Raw genomic sequence first — 17045 nt, forward strand, 5'->3', positions numbered from 1 at the left:
TCCACGATAGGCATCAGCGGAGATCTCACGTTGCCGACGTGGCGGGCAGCGGCTGTTCGGCCCAGATGGTCTTGCCGTCACGCGTGTACCGGGTGCCCCACCGCTCGGTGAGCTGAGCCACCAGGAAGAGTCCGCGACCGCCCTCGTCGGTGGTGCGGGCGCGGCGGAGGTGTGGCGAGGTGCTGCCGGTGTCGGACACTTCGCAGATGAGGTGGCGGTCACGGATGAGTCGTAGGCCGATCGGCCCCTCCCCGTACCTGTAGGCGTTGGTGACCAGCTCGCTGACGATCAGCTCGGTGGTGAAGACCATCTCCTCCAGCCCCCACTCGGTCAGCCGGGATGCCACCAGCATGCGGGCCTGAGCAGCGGCGGTGGGCTCCACGGGCAGCTCCCACGCGTCCACCTTCTCCCTGGCCAGGACGCGGGTACGGGCGAGGAGCAGTGCCACATCGTCGGCAACGTCATCGGTCGGCCGGTCGTGCAGCAACGCGTCCTCCACCGCGCTGCACGTGTCCTCCAACGAGCCGACGGGCAGGCTCAGCGCCCCGCACAGAGCCGCCAGACTCTCGTCGACGTCTCGTTTGTGGCCCTGGATGAGGCCGTCGGTGTAGAGGGCCAGGAGGCTGCCTTCGGCCAGTTCCAGCTCGGCGGCCTCGAACGGCAGCCCGCCCAGGCCGAGCGGCGGACCGGCAGGTAGGTCGACGAGGCGCACCTGCCCGTCCGGGTCCACCACCGCCGGCGGCGGGTGACCGGCGCGGGCCAGGGCGCAGTGCCTCGAAACCGGGTCGTAGACCGCGTACAGGCACGTTGCGCCAATGACTTGAGGGAAATGTTCGTCCTTCGGCTCCTGCTCGGCGGCCAGGCGGTCCACGAGATCATCGAGGCGGGAGAGGACCTCGTCCGGGGCGAGGTCGAGGTTGGCCAGGGTGTGTACGGCGGTGCGCAGTCGGCCCATGGTGGCCGCCGCGTTGATACCGCGGCCGACCACATCGCCGACGACGAGGGCGACGCGAAGCCCGGAGAGTGGAATGACATCGAACCAGTCACCACCGACGCCGGTCGTGGCGTCGGCCGGCAGGTAGCGGTGGGCGATTTCGACCGCGGGGTGACTGGGTACCTCGTGCGGGAGCAGGCTGTGCTGCAGGGTGAGCGCCGCGTCGTGCTGCTGGGTGTAGCGGCGTGCGTTGTCGATGCAGACCGCGGCGCGGGAGGCGAACTCCTCGGCGAGTGTGAGGTCGTCCTCCTCGAACGGATCGGGCCGTCGCCACCGCCACAGGCTGAGCAGACCCAGCACGAGCCCCCGCGCGACCAGCGGCACCACCATCAGCGAGGGGTCACCCAGGCGGAGGACGCGCTCAGCACGCTCCGGGTCCTTGGAGAGCCACCCGGTAACGCCTTCCTGATGCGCGTCGATGACCGGACGCCGCGCGGCCAGGCACCGCGCTTGCAGACTCGCCGGCGGGATGTGAATCGTGCGGCCCACCGGATACATCACCTCTGGCGTGTCCGGCATGGTGCTGCGGATGGCCATGCGGCGCACGGTTCCGAGTACCTCCTGGCTGGGCTCTTCGCCGCGGGCCACCGGCTCCAGCAGGTCCACGGAGACGCAGTCGGCGAGGTCCGGGACCGCAACCTCGGCCAGCTCACTCGCCGTCCTCGCCACGTCCAGCGTGGTCCCGATGCGGGCGCTGGCCTCGTTGAGAAGCGCGAGCCGATGGCGGGCCCGATACCGGTCGGTCACATCCTCGACCGTCTGCGTCACGCCGAGGATCCGTCCGGAGGGGTCCTCCATCCGGAATGCCGATATCGACACGAACAGCTCATGGTCCGGGTCCCGCCGCAGGACGCAGGGCTGCTCGGTGGAGATCGAGGACCGGCCTGTCTCCAGTACCTCCCGCAATTGGCTCACCACTGTTTCGGAGTCCCGCTGGATGAGGAAGTCGCCGGTGCGGAGCCCCCGGTGCGCCTCGACCGGTATCTGACTGAACCTCGCGATCGCCCGGTTCACCCGCAGGATGCTCAGGTCCGGGGCGAAGACGGCCAGACCGATCGGGGAGCGGCGGAACAACCCGTCCAGGACCGACCGGTCCGTCTCCCACTGGACGACCTCCTCGGCCGGCGCAGCGACGAGAAACCACTCGCCGTGGGAGTCACCCCTCATGATCGCCCGGGCCCGGCACCCCAGCTCCACACGATGACCGTCGCGGTGCCGTACGGGCACCACCCCGAACCAGCCCCGGTCGCGTACGCACGCCGCCACGGCGTCCAGGACGATGTCGTTCTCGCGGGGGTCGACCAGGAAACCGAGCGCCGTCCGCCCAAGGGCTTCCTCCGGCGGGTAGCCGAGCAGCGCCTCGGCCCGCTTGCTCCAGCCGACGATCGCCCCGCGGTCGTCCAGCACCGCCGAAGCCGCACGCCGCACCGCGAAGGGGTCTTCCGGGCCCTCGCTGAACGTCGTCACCGGTGTGTCCATCGCTACCAGCCTTGCACCTTCCCTGCGGGACCGCGCGAGTGGATCCGCGCGGGGTGACTCCGCACCGAGCCCCGCGGACGCAGAGTTCTGGCGAGGAGCACCGCTACATCGTCCTGGGCCGTGGAGGGCAGCAGTTGGCCGAGGACGCGGTCACAGATCTCCTCCAACGGGTGGTCGAGTTGCCGCAGCGCCTGGGCGAGTTGCTGCATGCCCTGGTCGAGGTCTCTGTCGCGGGCCTCGATGAGGCCGTCGGTGTACAGCACCAACAGGCTGCCGGGGGGCAGCGGCACCTGCTCGGTCCGGAAGTCCTGCCCACCCGCCCCCAAGGGCGTACCCGATGGGCCGTCGAGGAACGCGATCGTCCCTTGGGCGTCGGCCACGGCCGGAGGTGGATGGCCGGCTCTGGCGATCAGACAACCGCCGGCAGCCCGGTCGTGGACCGCGTACACGCACGTCGCCATTTCATTCTCACCCAGGTCGCTCACGGCGGCGTCCAGGGAACGGAGCATCTCAGCCGGGGGGATACCGTGCCGTGCCAGTGTTCGCACCGCTGTGCGCAGCTGTCCCATGACGGCCGCCGCATGGATTCCGTGCCCCATGACGTCTCCGATGACCAGCCCGGTCCTGCCGTCGGGCAGCGTGATGGCGTCGAACCAGTCGCCGCCGACCTCGTGGTCGCTGGCGGGCAGGTAGCGCCCGGTGAGTTCCAGGCCGGTCACTTCCGGTAGCGCGTTGTTCGTCAGGCTGCGTTGCAGCGTGAGCGCCGCCTTTCGCTGGCTGGTGTACATACGCGCGTTGTCGATGTTCAGCGCCGCTCGGGCGACCAGCTCGTCGATGAGTACGCAGTCCTGCTCGTCGAACGGCTCGCGGCTGCGGGCACGCGTCACCACCACGGCGCCGAGCACTTTGCCACGGGCGACCAGCGGGACCAGTCGCGCGGAGCCCAGGGTGCCGAGGTACGTACGCAGTCGCTCGGCGCGCGGATCCGTGATCAGCGCCGGGACATCGGCCTTGTAGAGGTTCATGGGGCGCCCGTCGGCGATGACCTGCTCGTACACCGAGCCGATCGGGACCTGGAAGGTGGCGCCCACTGCCAGTCTTGCGGTGGGGGCGGACGGATCGGGGAAGGCGGCTGCCAGACGCCGCACCACGCCTTGGGTGGATGCGGCGGCCTCATCGGGGTCGAGCACTTCCTCCAGCAGTTGTACGTCGGCCGAGTCGGCCAACTGGGGCACCAGTACCTGCACCACTTCCTCGGCAGTCTGCCGCAGGTCCAAGGTGGTCCCAATCTGCGTGCCCGCCTCGGCCAGCAGCGCCAGGCGCCGCCGCGCCCGGCCGGCCTCGTCCTGCGCCTGCTGCCCCGCTGTGATGTCGATCAGCGAAGCGATCAGGCCCAGCCTCCGGCCGACGCCGTCGAGCAGTGGAGCATAGGAGCAGGACCAGATCCGGTCGTGATCGGGGTCGGCCGGTGTGCGACCGGTGCGGCGTACGTCGACCACCGCCTTTCCGCGATCCAGAACCTGCCGCATCACCGTCTCCAGCTCCGCGGTGTTGACCCCCGGCGTGACCTCGGCCGGCCGCTTGCCGAGGTGGTCGGCGGCGGAGACGCCCTGCATCCGCGCCAGCGCGTCATTGACCCGCAGGAAGCGCAGATCGGGGCCGAGCATGGCCAGACCGATGGGGGACTGGGTGAACAAACCTTCCAGGGCCGCCAGTGAATCCCGCATGCGCAGAACCTCGGAGGTCTCCACGGCGATGGCCAGGATGCCCGTCCCTCCCTGCGGGTCCGCAGCCGGGCAGATCCACATCTCCATCGGCACGAGATGCCCGTCGCGGTGCCGCACCGGGAGGGACCCGACCACAGCCTCACCCGCCCGGACTTTCTGCATCAGCTGATCGGCCAGCTTCCAGTCGGGCTCGGGGACCAATATCGGGATCCCGTGCCGGCCCAGCAGCTCCTCCGGCTCGTAACCGAGCAGATCCTGCGCGGCGAGCGACCACTCCACCAGGCGCCCGTCCGCATCGGCCCTCCACAGCGCGATAGGAAGCAGCTCGCGGAGCACACCCGCGTACCCGATCGCCGACAGGGGCTGATCCGGCACATCACTCGTCGACTCGTGTGTGTCCAACACAACGACCTAACCCCGGGGTGTGGGGCGCTCCGCCTGCAGGCGGCTCCCTGGCGATCTACCGGCCGGGCGCTGCCGACGAATCACGGGTGCAGCGTCTTCGGGTACAGCTTTTCCGGGTGCAGGTTCTATCAAATCACCCTATCCGGGGCGTGGCGTGTGTGAACGGCGCCGTGGTGATCCAGGACGGGTGAGGATGCCGCGAGCTTGTCGATCATCTCGGGCAGCAGCCAATGCGCTCTTGATTCGACCTTCTTCTATGTTGACGTTTTTCGAATCAGTACGCCTCGATGCTGGGCGACCACGTCGGCTGCACGCCAGGCTTGCTCGGACAGTCCGGGCTCATCCGCCGCTGTTCTCCCGGTGGGTGAGGTTCGCGCCGGTGCGTGGGTCGAAGACATGGACCCTCGAGGTGTCCACCCACAACTCGGCCTGGCTCCCCTCGCGGACCTGCGTCCCGGTACTGAGCCGGGTGACAATCTGATGGCCGCTGGCTCCCGTCTCACTGATGCCTGAATCGGCGGCCAGCTCGTCCAGCTCCGACGTGGCGGTCGGCTGCCAGTCCTCCTCGGTGAAGTAGGCGTAGACGTCCGAGCCCAAGGACTCCACCACATCCACGGTGGTGGTGAAGGCGGTGCCCGTCCCCAACCGGCCCGGATCGACCAGTGCGGCGTCCTCGAAGGCTTCGGGCCGCAGACCCACAATGAGGTCCCGGGACGCGTTCTGGCGCTCCAGGCTCTGGCGTACCTCGTCGGACACGGGGATCTCGCCGACGATGGTGCGCAACACGTTCTCCTCCAGGGTGGCGTGGAGGAAGTTCATGGCGGGTGAGCCGATGAACCCTGCGACGAACAGGTTGCGTGGCTCGTCGTAGAGATACTGCGGGGTGCCGACCTGTTGAACGACGCCGCTGCGCATCACGACCACACGGTCCCCGAGCGTCATGGCCTCGGTCTGGTCATGGGTGACGTAGACGGTGGTGGTGCCCAGACGCTGCTGAAGTCGAGAGATCTGGGTGCGCATCTGTACCCGGAGCTTGGCGTCGAGATTGGACAGCGGCTCGTCCATCAGGAACGCCTTGGGGGCGCGGACGATGGCGCGGCCCATGGCGACGCGCTGGCGTTGGCCGCCCGAGAGGTTCGCGGGTTTGCGGTCCAGATGATTCGTCAGGTCGAGGATGCGGGCGGCCTCCTCCACCTTGCTCCTGATGGTGGTCTTGTCGACCTTGGCCAGGCGCAGGGCGAAGCCCATGTTCTCTCGCACGGTCATGTGCGGATAGAGGGCGTAACTCTGGAAGACCATGGCGATGTCGCGGTCCTTGGGCGCCTTGTCGTTGACGACCTGGTCATCGATCCGCAGGGTGCCATCGGTGATGTCCTCAAGCCCGGCGATCATGTTGAGCGTGGTGGACTTGCCGCAACCGGAGGGCCCGACCAGGATGACGAACTCCCCGTCGCCGACTGTGAGGTTGACGTCCCGCACGGCCAGGGCGCCGTCGGGAAACCGCTTGGTGATGCCCTCGAGAACGATCTCGGCCACGGTCGGTGCTCCTTGTCCTGACGGTCGGCTGCTGCCGGTCAGCCCTTGACGGCCCCGGACGTCAGTCCGGCGACGATGCGCCGCTGGAACAGCAGCACGAAGGCGATGATCGGAATGGTGATCACTACCGCCGCGGCGGCGATCGAACCGGTGGGCTGCTGGAACTGGCTGCTCCCGGTGAAGAAGGCAATCGCCGCCGGCACGGTGCGGGCCCTGGTGGTCGAGGTCAGGGAGATCGCGAACAGGAAGTCGTTCCAGCAGAAGATGAAGACGAGGATGGCGGTGGTGAACACGCCCGGCGCGGCCAGCGGCGCGATCACCAGCCGGAACGCCTGCGCGGGCGTGGCCCCGTCGACCTTGGCCGCCTTCTCCAGATCCCACGGGATCTCCCGAAAGAACGCCGACAGGGTGTAGATCGCGAGCGGGAGGGAGAAGGTCATGTACGGGATGATCAGCCCCGGCCAGGTGTCGAAGATCCCCAGAATGCGCTCGATGTTGAACAGCGGGGACACCAGCGAGATCGGCGGGAACATCGCGATCAACAGGGACATGCCGATCAGCAGCCTCTTGCCGGGGAAACGGAGCCTCGCTACGGCGTAGGCGGCCATGGTGCCCAGCACAACGGCGATCACTGTGGCGATCAGGGCGATACCGATGGAGTTGATCAGGGCCCGGGTGAACTCCGAGGTCTGGAAGATGCCGCTGTAGTTCTCCAGCGTCCACTTGTCCGGGACGAAGTTGCCGTCGGTGAGGGTGCTGGGGTCCTTGAACGACAGGGCCGCGATCCACCAAACCGGGAACAGGGCATAGGCGATCACCACGGTGTTGGCGACGGCCCAGCCGGTGACGTGCCTCTTGCCTGCGCCGGCCATCAGCGACCCGCCTCCTGTGAGCCGGGGGCGGCAGCCCCGAAGAGTTTGATGAAGGCGAAGGCGATCAGGCCGACGCAAAGGAAGATGAGCACGGAAATAGCCGATCCGATGCCGAGGTTGAGCGCGGTGAACAGGTTGTCGTAGCCGAGGATCGACACCGAGCCGGTGCCATGAGCTCCCGAGGTCAGCACATAGATGTTGTCGAAGACCCGGAAGGCGTCCAGGGTGCGGAACAGCAGAGCCACCAGAATGGCCGGCTTCATCAGCGGCACCGTGACCAGAATGAAGCGCTGCCAGGCGGACGCACCGTCGACCATGGCGGCGCGCAGCGTCTCTTCAGGCACGAGTGCGAGTCCGGCCAGCAGGAGAAGTGCCATGAAGGGGGTGGTCTTCCAGACCTCGGCGAGGATGATCAGCCCGATGGCCGGCCACTGCTCGGTCAGCGGGGCATCGCCGGGCGGCAGGAGTGCGGCGAGGTAGCCGGTGTCCGGGGTCCAGGCGTACTGCCAGGAATAGGCGGCGACCACAGTGACGATGCCGTAGGGGATCAGGATCGCGGTACGCACGGTCCCGCGGCCGAAGATGGCGCGATGCATCACCAGGGCCAGCGCGAAGCCGAGGACGAGTTCCACGGCTACGGAGATGACGGTGATGAACAGGGTGACCCAGAACGCCTCCCACCAGAACTCGGAGGAGAGCACAGCCGCGTAGTTGCTCAGGCCCACGAAGCGCGCTTGACCTGGGAAGCGCAGGTCGTAGCGTTGCAGAGAAAGATAGATCGCGTAGCCGATGGGGTAGGCCGTGACGGCGAGCATCACGACCACCGCGGGCGCGCACAGCAGCCAGCCCAGCCGTCGCTCCTGCCGTGCGCCCTCGGACAACGCTCCGCTCCTGCCGGGGGCGGGGGCGGGGGCCGGAGCCGTCGACGGAGCGGGGGTCGGGGTGTTCACGGGATCAGCCCCTTGGACTGGAGGGCGTCCTCGATCTGGTCGCCGATCTTCACGACGTCGCTCCGGGGACTGATCGCCGATGGCGGGGAGAGCGTGTGCGAGATCGCGATGGACACGTTCTGATAGGCGGGGGTCTGGGGACGGACGCTGGCGTTCTCCAGGGCCGAGAGCACTTCGGAGGCGAACGGGTAGCTCTTGAAGAGTGCCTTGTCGGAGTAGAGCGCGCGCAGCGTGGGCGGCAGCCCGCCCTTGAGCGCCGCGGTCATCTGGTTCTGACGGTTGCGCAGGCACAGCGCGGCCTCGAACGCGAGGTCAGGGTGGCGCGAGTAGGCGCCGACGGCGAGGTCGATGCCTCCGATGGTGGGTTTCGACGGTCGGCCGGGGCCCACGCCGGGGTAGGGCGCCCAGCGGAAACTCTTGAACAGGCCGGGCTTGTTCGCCTTCATCGAGGGATAGACGAACGGGTAGTTCAGCTCGAAGGCGGCGGTGCCCGACTCCATGGCCAGCCGGTTCTGATCCTCCATCTGATTGGACAAGGAGGGGTCTGCGGCGGGTGAGGTGGCCAAGTTGTGCATGATCGTGGCCGCTTGGACCGCGGGCGGGCCGAGTGAGGGTGCAGTGGCTGTGGCGTTGAGGATGGAGCCGCCCGCGCTCTCCACGAGCGTGTTGAACCAGACCGTCAACCCCTCGTACTGGGCGCCCTGGATCTCGACGTAGTGGGGCTTGCCCTCCTTGGCGAGGTTGCGTGCCATGCCCAGCATCTCGGCCCAGGTCATGGGGGGCTTGGGCACGAGGTCGCTTCGGTACCACAGCAACTGCGTGTTGGTGTTGTACGGGACGGCGTACAGCTTGCCCTTCCACGTCGCCGTTCGCAGCGGCACCTCGAGGGTGCCCGCGGTGGCACTCCGGCGATTGCCGCCCGTCCACGGCAGGATCCAATTGGCCTCGGCGAACTCCGCAGCCCAGGTGACATCGAGGCCCAGGATGTCCAGGGTGTCGTCGTGCGCGGCGAGCCGGCGGACGAGCTGCTGACGCTGGCCGTCCGCGCCGCGCGGGAGCTTGTTGTACGCGATGCGGTAGCGCCCGCCCGAGGCGCGGGTGCAGTTGCTCGCTGCGCCGGCCAGGGCACCTGAATCGTCGGGAAAGTTGTACCAGTTCAGGCTGACCGGGCCGGATTCGTCCGAGCCGCAGGAGGTCAGCAGTCCGGCCAGTAGGGGAAGCACGGTGAGGCACCGCAGCCGCCGTGCGGCGCCACGGCTCGCGGGTCGCGGCGATGCTTCGCCGCGCGCCCGCACCGGGGCCTGCCCGTTCGTGTGCCCCACCGCTCACCTCCCGGACCCGGCGGTCACCGGGTGCCTGGTCACCCCGCACAGTGCCTTCGTCCCCGGAACGTAACGGGTCCTCTGCCCCGCCCAGCGCAACGCGTCGTGTGGGGGACCGGAGATCCCCCGGATGGCCAGCCCCCCTTGCCTGGCGGGTCCCCCTTTCCGGGCGGCGCGTTTCCGGGTGGCGCGCGACCTGGCCCCGGCGGGGGGATCCTGAAGGCAGGACTGCGTCGCGGCGGCGCACTGCGGCCGCGGGCGAGGAGGTGCGCCATGACTCGGACACTTGAGTGGAAGGTCCGCGTTCGCCTGACCGAGGAGGACGGCACGACGAAGGCCGAGGCGGTGCTGGACACTGGCACCGCGACGCTCACCGGCCACGGGGTGGCCCACTGCAATCCCCAGGACGTGGACGTCCCCGCAATCGGCGACGAACTGGCGGCGAGCCGGGCCATGAGAGACATCGCCGGGCAGCTGATGAGGGTGGCCGATCGTGACCTGGAGGCTGTGGGCGCCGGATCGGGGAGCGGACCTATCCGGCCGCCTTACGCCTGGTCGGACATGACCTAGTAGTGCCGTTGCGTCCTGGGTCGCACGTGTAAGAGCCAGTTGTTATCAGGACCTGAACAATCGTGCTCCCACATATAGTTCACGGCGCGGCAGCGTGGGGGCGGGGGAGACGATGAGCGGCGCGCGGGTGTGGTGGTATGCGGGTGCGTATGGAGTCCTGGCGGTGATGGTCGCCGGCTGCACGGCACCCGCGCCTGATGTCGATCCCACGCTGAGGAAGGCCGTCCAGCCGGTCGTGCATGACGCACTGGTCGCCGGACTGGAGAAGGAGGGCGGCATGCTGGCCGACTCCTCGTTGGCCTCCACGGCCCGGTGGTTCTGTGCGGAGAAGGTCGTCGAGATCCGCGAGATGGATGGCGGGGCCGTGAAGGTGGGTCTGGTCACGCGCTGCTCCGAACTGGCAGCGCGGGGCCGGACCCTTGTCGAGGGAACAGGCGTCCGCGCGCCGTGGCTGGTGGAGCTGTCCATGGACGGGAAGGGCGGCTACCACGTACGACGCCAGGACAGTCCGCCCGACGGCGTGGGCTATGACGAGTGGATCGGCCGTTCGTTCTCGCAAGGGGGCGCGGAGGTGGTGCGGCACGAGGACTGGGACGCTACGAGCACGTTGGAGTCGGCCGCGCGCACGCATTTCCGGCTGCCGCCGGACGCGCCGGTCACCACGCTGTGATCGCGCAGGGCAAATTGAGGAGCGGATTGGCATGTGCCCGAAGTGGTGGTGCGCGTTTTGGGGCGCGATCACCTGTGTCTGCCGCGCTACTTCGTGTCGAACGCCTGGCCGGGGCGGTAGAGGGCTCATGGTGGTTCCGGAGACACAGCCACTTGCCGGGACGGCCCAGGATCAAGGATCGATGCATGAACAGCTCGGATTTGCTGGCGGATGCGTTCGAGCGCGTCCGGGAGGCAGTACACGCGGCGGTCGACGGGCTTTCACCGGATGACCTCAACGCCCGGCTGGATGACGACGCGAATTCGATCGCCTGGCTCGTATGGCATCTGTCGCGCATCCAGGACGATCACGTGGCTGATGCAGCCGCGTGGGAGCAGGTGTGGTTCTCCCAGGACTGGGCGGACCGTTTCGAGCTGCCCTTTACCAAGAGGGCGACCGGGTTCGGCCACTCCAGCAAGCAGGTCGCCGCGGTACAGGTCCAGTCCGCCGAGCTGCTGCTCGGCTACTACGACGCCGTCCACGAGCAGACCATGCGATTCGTGCGCGGGCTCGACGACGCAGCGCTCGACAGAGTCGTGGACGAGACCTGGTCCCCGCCCGTCACTCTGGGCGTCCGTCTCGTCAGCGTCATCGCCGACGACCTGCAGCACGTTGGCCAGGCAGCATTTGTTCGGGGCTCCTTGGAGCGCCGTTGACGTGCTCCCCGGCCGGAAGTTGTCTGCCGGGGATTCCTGATTGTCGGCGCTCGCCTTTGTTCGGCAGGTTTGGAGTCCTTGCCGATTGGTCACCCGAGAGGCATCGGCAGGGCTGTAAAGACGCTGCGCCCGATGGCCGGCGCGGCTGCCTGCCGCAAAGACGGCACGATGTACGGAGCCGAGCATGGGTGAAATGGACGCAGTCGAGAACGAGGCTCTCTGGGATGAGTTTCACCAATTGGTGAACATGACCTCCCAGGAACTTAGCGCATGGCTCAAAACCCGCGAGGAGGCCGAGAGCGCGGAAACCTTGCCGGCGGGCGCCGACGTCGAGGCGGGCCGGCATGTGCTGTCGATTCTGTTGAAGCGGCGTGCCGACCTCACTGACGACGACGTTCAGGTCATGCACCAAGTCGTGGAAGCCGTCGAAACTCAGCAGGAGCGGGTGCGTGACGCCGGGGACGTTCAGGCGCGTCACAGCCTCATGACCCTCGGGCACGATCCGCTCAAGCCCTGAAAGAGGCGGAGCGGTGGGGGTTGACGCCAAAAGCGGCAGGGGTTGACGCTAAAGGTGCTGGACCTGACGCGGTGGGTACCGCCTCAGGTCCAGTCCTTGAGTGATCCCGGCTTACCGTCCGGACTTCTTCGCCCGGTCGGCAGCCTTTTCGGTGACTTCCTGGGTCTTGCCCGTGATCTGCTCGCCACGGCCCTCCGCCTGCATGCTCAGGTCGTCAGTGGCCTTGCCGACGGTTTCCTTCATCTTTCCCTTGACCTGCTTTGCCTTCGCCTTTGCCTTGCTCATGACGGTTGCCCTTTCATGTGGGGAGTGGGCTGGCATGCCCATCTTGCGCTCATCACCCAGAGTGCGCATGTGGATACCGATTGATCATTTTGTTGCTTACAGTAACCATTTGACCCTCTCCAGGGTGCTGCCGGTCACTTGCCGAAGTCCGGGATGAACGTCGAGGAGAAAGCCTTCAGATCGGCGGGCTTCCGGCTCGTGATCAGGGTGGCGGGGGCGGCACGGCAGACCTCGACCTCCTCGTCAACCCACGTGCCGCCCGCGTTGCGGATGTCGGTCTGCAGGCTGGGCCAAGAGGTCAGCGTCCTCCCGCGGACCACGTCGGCCTCCACCAGCGTCCAGGGGGCGTGACAGATCGCTGCCACCGGCTTGGCCAGGTCAAAGAACAGCCTGACGAAGGCGACGGCCGATTTGTTCATGCGCAGTGTGTCCGGATTGGCGACGCCTCCGGGAAGCACCAGCCCGGCATAGTCCTCTGCATTGCTCTCCGCGACCGTCCGGTCAACGGGGAAGGTGTCGGCCTTGTCGAGGTGGTGGAAAGCCTGCACGCGTCCGGACTTTGTCGAGATCAGTTCCGGCTCGCCACCGGCTTCGACGACAGCTTTCCAGGGGTCGGTCAGTTCGACCTGTTCCACACCCTCGGGAGCCATGAGAAACGCCACTCGCACGGGACTCACGTCCTTTCCGTCGATGCGCGGCGATATGTACCCGTCCACCTCAACCGCGAGTGCCCACATTGCCGCGGCATATCCCAAACTTTCAGAACCCGTCTTCCGGGCGGGCCGCTGGGAGGTCGGAACCGGACCAGGATGCGGTGTCCGAGCCCGTACCCAGCCTGATGAGCGTGCTATTTCCGCTTGGTGGGCAATCCAGCGAATGCGATTCGTCCCCCGCCCGCATGGCATGTGCCTCATGATTGCCAGGCAGCTACTTTCCGTCACAAGCGCCGGGGTGTTTCGCATCCCCGCCGTCGGTTACCCGGGTCGCAGTACCGGGGTGCCGCCTCAGAGAGCGGGGCGGGACCTCAGAGGTCGTGGCCGCGACCTCATCACCCCGTGCGACCTGTCTTTTTGACCGCTGCTTCCCTTGTCCGTGCCGAGCGGATGCGCGATGTGGGCATCGGAGCCGAGACCGATGGACCTCTCACCCTGTTCATCCCCCGGTTCCGGACGCCTCACGAGATTCCAGTGGCCGGGTGGCGGGTCCGTGCAGGACCGCACCGTCCGTTGCGAAGCGGGAGCCGTGGCAGGGGCATTCCCAGACCCGCTCGGCATCGTTGAACTGCACCAGGCAGCCGAGGTGAGTGCAGCGCGCGGAGAGCACGCTGGCATGGCCCGACTCGTCGCGGTACACGGCGCAGCGCCTTCCCTCCAGTCGTACGACCGCTCCGCTGCCGGGCGGGATGTCGTTCACCGAGTCGACGTGGCTGGTGTGCAAGCGGTCGCCGACAAAGTGCCGGGCGGCAGAAGTCTGGGACTTCACCAGCTCCGCCGTCTCGCTGACCCGAGGCAGCCTTCTCGGGTCGTACAGGTCGGTCCAGGCAGGTCGGCCCCCGCCTGCGATGTGGGCCGCGAGCAGGCGGCCGGCCATCACCCCGTTGCTCATGCCCCAGCCGCCGAAGCCGGTGGCCACATAGACGTGCTGGGTGCCCGGGTGGGCGTGTCCGACGTACGGCAGGTGATCGCTCGAGTCGTTGTCCTGCGCCGCCCAGCGGTAGGCGTTGTCGGCCTCTGCGAAGCCGGGCATCCGCTCGCGCGCCCAGGAGTCGAGGCGCGCGAACCGTTGCCGTACGTCTCCGGCCCCCGGCTCGAACGATTCACCTGTGACGATGAGCAGCCGGCGTCCTTCGTCGTAGGGCGCGCTGCGCACCGAACGGACCCTGTCCTCGGGACTCATGTACATGCCCGTGGGCGCGGCATCGGACGGTACCGGCGCGGCGATCACCAGTTCCCGACGGGGCTTGAGCCGGGTGAAGAGGAAGGTGCGGTCGAATACCGGGTAGTGGGTCGCGATGACGGCATCGCGCGCCTGGACCGTCACTCCGCCCTCCGTGGACAGACGGCAGCGGCTGCCGTCGTGGAGTGCGGTGACGCGGCTGCGTTCGTGAATGCGGCCGCCCGCGGCGACGAACTTCTCGGCCAAGGCGAGCAGAAACTTCCGCGGATGGAACTGCAGCTGGCTATCGACGCGCACCGAGCCGGAGACCGGGAAGGGCAGTTCCGTCTCGGTCACGAAGGAGGCGTCGAGTCCTGCCCTGCGGGCCGCCTCCGCCTCTTCCCTGATCTCGCCCGCGCGCTTCGAATCCTCTGCGTATGTGTAGGCAGGGGCGCGCTCCAGGTCGGCGTCGATGCCCAGCTGGGCACAGAGAGTCGCTGTCCGCTCGACCGCGTCCTGCTGCGAGAGCGCATACAAACCGGCGTTGTCGGCGCCGTGCTTCGCCTCCAGCCGCGCATATGCCAGACCGTGCAGGGACGTCAGTTTGGCTGTGGTGTATCCGGTCACTCCGGCGGCGATCCGGTCCGCCTCCAGGACGACGACGTCCAGGCCCGCCCGGACCAGTTCCCATGCGGTGCACAGGCCGGCGATGCCCCCGCCGATGACGGCGACTTCGGCGGTCAGGTCCGTGCCGGCGGGTGGGTAGCCGGTACCGGGGGTGGTGACCATCCAGTACGACTCGTCGATTGTCGGGCGCTCCGCAGCCATGATTGCCGACTTCCCTTTCTGCCCTTTGGCCAACGGCGTCGCGCGCGAACGCACTTCCATCGGCCCAGTGCGCCGAGGGCGCGACGTACGGCACCAATCACTCGGTCCTCGCGCGGGCGCCTTCCCGTGTCCTGCCGGGCGCCACAGGGCGGTCGGAATGGCGCTTCAGGTACTCGGCTTCAAGTTCCGTCATGCGGATGCTGTGCGCTACCAGCGCGTTCTGTGAGCCGTGCAGCAACGTGTCGTGCCGCGTGCGGTGAATGGTTTCCAGCTCCCGCAGTAGCTGCTGGTCGTCGAGATCTCCCGGCCCCACACCCCTGTGCCTGCCTCCAGCGTCGCTCATCGGACTTCCTTCCGTCTGCACTTCGTTCAGTACCTGCTACCCGCTGGGGAAGCAACTACGTAATGCCGTCGATTCGGGCAGGGGGCGCGGGGGCGGCAGCGCTCCAGTTGCTGCGTTGCGTCGCCCGCCGGAGCTTCTCTTCCACTCTGGCCCCATGGACAGGCTTTGGCACGCGAGCCGACACGGGACCGCGATGGTCGCTGGACGAGTACGGTGCATTTGGTGAGGATCTACTCGTAGGCCCAGCCCGGTGACCGGGGTACCCCGGCCGACCTGCGGCCGGCCGGAGGCAGCGCTGTGGAGGGCGGACGCGTGCAGCAACAGAGCGCAGAGGTGCGGGGCAGTGCCTGGCCACTCCCGCCGGATCGCACTCAGGCGATCCTGGAAGCCACCAAGCATGTGGCCGCCACACTCAAGAGCGGCGGGCACTCGTTCGCTCTGGCCGGCAGTGTGGCCGCCTACGCTCACGGCGTGCCGGTCAGCCTCCAGCACGACGCCGACTTCTGCATTCTGCGCGAAGACGCGGCGGTGGTGTCCGAGGCGCTGGAGAACGCTGAGGTCGAGGTGCGTACCCCGCCGGAGGACTGGCTGATCAAGGCCCGCAGCCATGGCGAGGAAATCGACCTGATCTTCGAGCTGGCACAACAGCCGGTGACTCCAGAGCTGCTCGGCCGGGCCGAGACCCTGCCGGTGGACTCGGTGCGCATGCCTGTGCTGTCGCCCACCGACCTCGTCAGTAGTCTGCTCGCCGCCTTCTCCGAGCATCACTGTGACTTCGGAGCCGTACTCCCCATCGCCCGGGGCCTCCGCGAGAAGATCGACTGGGACCGAGTGCGCCGCGAACACCGGGATTCGCCGATGCCCGAGGCGTTTCTCTACCTCCTCGAGCTTCTGGAGATCATCCAAAAGCGGGAGGCAAAGCCATGACTCATGGCGACACCGCCGAGTACCGCATCGCACACCTGAGGGACCGGCTGGCGAGCGGCCCGACCGCGGAGATGGGTGTACGGATCGAGTTGCGCGGCGACACCGTCCTGCTGTCCGGCACAGTCTCGAGCCCCGAATGCCGGGACGAGATTCTGCGTGTCGCGCGAGAGGTGCTCCAGGGGCTCTCGTTGCGGGAGGACTTGGTGGTGGTGTCCACGACCGCACCCGACCATCCTGAGGAGCTCTCGTGATCCGAGTAGCGGCAGTCGGCGACATCCACATGGGACGCGACAGTGCGGGGACGCTCCGGCCGGCCTTCGACACTCTGGGCGAGTGCGCCGACGTGCTACTGCTCGCCGGTGATCTGACCCGGCACGGGACGGTCGACGAGGCCGAGGTGGTCGCCGGGGAGGTGGCCGGCCTGGACGTGCCGGTGGTGGCGGTTCTCGGCAACCATGACTACAACAACGACCAGCAGGCCGAGGTGACGGCGCTGCTCGGTGGGGCCGGAGTGACCGTTCTGGAGAGCGAAAGCGCCGTGCTGGACGTCGGCGGCGTGCGGGTGGGGGTTGCCGGTACGAAGGGTTTCGGCGGCGGGTTCGCCGGACGCAGCGGCGGCGAGTTCGGCGAGCCCGAGATGAAAGCGTTCATGCGTCGCAGCAGGCTTTGCGCTGACGGCCTTCGACGGTCGCTGGAGGAGCTCAAGGAGCGCAACTGCGCCGTACGGATCGCGCTGACGCATTTCGCACCCGTCCCGGACACCCTTGCTGGGGAGCCGCCGGAGATCTTTCCCTTCCTGGGCAGTTACCTACTGGCCGAGGCCGTGGACGAAGCCGGAGCCGACCTTGCTGTGCACGGCCATGCGCACCTGGGCAGCGAGCACGGGATGACCAGCGGTGGGGTGCGCGTGCGCAATGTCGCCCAGCCGGTGATCGGACGCGCCTTCGCCGTCTACCACCTGCCCGTGCACGCGGGCCGAGACGGCGCGGCGGGCTCGGCGGGCAGGCCGGACACCGCCATGTTCGGCTGAGACAGCACCAAGAAGGCGTG

The 17045-nt window shown here is 67.9% G+C and carries 17 protein-coding genes; 7 read left to right on the top strand and 10 right to left on the bottom strand.

The window, feature by feature from the left end; translation table 11 throughout:
• Positions 1-25: 25 nt before the first annotated feature.
• From OG735_RS38130 to OG735_RS38155, 6 genes are all read right to left on the bottom strand, one after another.
• Positions 26-2473, bottom strand: a complete 2448-nt coding sequence (locus tag OG735_RS38130; RefSeq protein ID WP_327327716.1) for a SpoIIE family protein phosphatase — start codon at positions 2471-2473, stop codon at positions 26-28.
• A 2-nt stretch (positions 2474-2475) separates the two neighbouring features.
• Positions 2476-4602 (bottom strand): SpoIIE family protein phosphatase, encoded by a 2127-nt coding sequence (locus OG735_RS38135; RefSeq protein WP_327327717.1) that lies wholly within the window; start codon positions 4600-4602, stop codon positions 2476-2478.
• A gap of 342 nt (positions 4603-4944) precedes the next feature.
• Positions 4945-6141 carry an ABC transporter ATP-binding protein gene (locus OG735_RS38140; RefSeq protein WP_327327718.1) on the bottom strand — a complete coding sequence of 399 codons (1197 nt, stop codon included), beginning with the start codon at positions 6139-6141 and terminating at the stop codon, positions 4945-4947.
• Positions 6142-6179: 38 nt separating this feature from the next.
• A complete protein-coding gene (locus OG735_RS38145; RefSeq protein WP_327327719.1) occupies positions 6180-7013 on the bottom strand; it encodes a carbohydrate ABC transporter permease in 834 nt (277 codons plus the stop codon).
• The gene (locus OG735_RS38150; protein ID WP_327328597.1) at positions 7013-7894 is read right to left on the bottom strand and encodes a carbohydrate ABC transporter permease; all 882 of its coding nucleotides are present in this window, start codon (positions 7892-7894) and stop codon (positions 7013-7015) included. The genes OG735_RS38145 and OG735_RS38150 overlap by 1 nt, the downstream gene beginning before the upstream one ends.
• A gap of 65 nt (positions 7895-7959) precedes the next feature.
• Positions 7960-9285 carry an ABC transporter substrate-binding protein gene (locus OG735_RS38155; RefSeq protein WP_327327720.1) on the bottom strand — a complete coding sequence of 442 codons (1326 nt, stop codon included), beginning with the start codon at positions 9283-9285 and terminating at the stop codon, positions 7960-7962.
• A gap of 273 nt (positions 9286-9558) precedes the next feature.
• On the opposite strand from OG735_RS38155, the gene OG735_RS38160 reads away from it, so the two are divergent.
• The 4 genes from OG735_RS38160 to OG735_RS38175 all read left to right on the top strand — a co-directional run bounded on the left by OG735_RS38160 (position 9559) and on the right by OG735_RS38175 (position 11737).
• A complete protein-coding gene (locus tag OG735_RS38160; protein WP_327327721.1) occupies positions 9559-9855 on the top strand; it encodes a DUF1876 domain-containing protein in 297 nt (98 codons plus the stop codon).
• A 112-nt stretch (positions 9856-9967) separates the two neighbouring features.
• Positions 9968-10525 carry a hypothetical protein gene (locus tag OG735_RS38165; RefSeq protein ID WP_327327722.1) on the top strand — a complete coding sequence of 186 codons (558 nt, stop codon included), beginning with the start codon at positions 9968-9970 and terminating at the stop codon, positions 10523-10525.
• Between the two features lie 185 nt (positions 10526-10710).
• Entirely contained in the window at positions 10711-11220 is a 510-nt protein-coding gene (locus tag OG735_RS38170) for a mycothiol transferase (protein ID WP_327327723.1), read from the top strand.
• 184 nt (positions 11221-11404) lie between these two features.
• A complete protein-coding gene (locus OG735_RS38175; protein WP_327327724.1) occupies positions 11405-11737 on the top strand; it encodes a DUF3140 domain-containing protein in 333 nt (110 codons plus the stop codon).
• Between the two features lie 111 nt (positions 11738-11848).
• Here the strand turns inward: OG735_RS38175 and OG735_RS38180 are convergent, their stop codons facing one another.
• The 4 genes from OG735_RS38180 to OG735_RS38195 form a co-directional block, all read right to left on the bottom strand.
• Positions 11849-12022 (bottom strand): CsbD family protein, encoded by a 174-nt coding sequence (locus tag OG735_RS38180; protein ID WP_327327725.1) that lies wholly within the window; start codon positions 12020-12022, stop codon positions 11849-11851.
• A gap of 134 nt (positions 12023-12156) precedes the next feature.
• Positions 12157-12690 carry a type 1 glutamine amidotransferase domain-containing protein gene (locus tag OG735_RS38185; protein ID WP_327328598.1) on the bottom strand — a complete coding sequence of 178 codons (534 nt, stop codon included), beginning with the start codon at positions 12688-12690 and terminating at the stop codon, positions 12157-12159.
• A 484-nt stretch (positions 12691-13174) separates the two neighbouring features.
• Entirely contained in the window at positions 13175-14725 is a 1551-nt protein-coding gene (locus OG735_RS38190) for an FAD-dependent oxidoreductase (RefSeq protein WP_327327726.1), read from the bottom strand.
• A 97-nt stretch (positions 14726-14822) separates the two neighbouring features.
• Positions 14823-15068 carry a DUF6158 family protein gene (locus OG735_RS38195; RefSeq protein WP_327327727.1) on the bottom strand — a complete coding sequence of 82 codons (246 nt, stop codon included), beginning with the start codon at positions 15066-15068 and terminating at the stop codon, positions 14823-14825.
• A 312-nt stretch (positions 15069-15380) separates the two neighbouring features.
• Between OG735_RS38195 and OG735_RS38200 the strand changes: the two genes are divergently transcribed.
• From OG735_RS38200 to OG735_RS38210, 3 genes are read left to right on the top strand one after another with little or no spacing between them, the layout of a single operon-like run.
• Entirely contained in the window at positions 15381-15995 is a 615-nt protein-coding gene (locus OG735_RS38200) for a nucleotidyltransferase family protein (protein WP_327327728.1), read from the top strand.
• Complete coding sequence (locus OG735_RS38205) at positions 15992-16246, top strand: hypothetical protein (protein ID WP_327327729.1); 255 nt, start codon at positions 15992-15994, stop codon at positions 16244-16246. Before OG735_RS38200 ends, OG735_RS38205 begins: the two co-directional genes overlap by 4 nt.
• The gene (locus tag OG735_RS38210; protein ID WP_327327730.1) at positions 16243-17025 is read left to right on the top strand and encodes a metallophosphoesterase family protein; all 783 of its coding nucleotides are present in this window, start codon (positions 16243-16245) and stop codon (positions 17023-17025) included. The genes OG735_RS38205 and OG735_RS38210 overlap by 4 nt, the downstream gene beginning before the upstream one ends.
• The last annotated feature ends 20 nt before the right edge of the window (positions 17026-17045 follow it).

The sequence above is a fragment of the Streptomyces sp. NBC_01210 genome (assembly GCF_036010325.1).
Classification (GTDB): domain Bacteria; phylum Actinomycetota; class Actinomycetes; order Streptomycetales; family Streptomycetaceae; genus Streptomyces.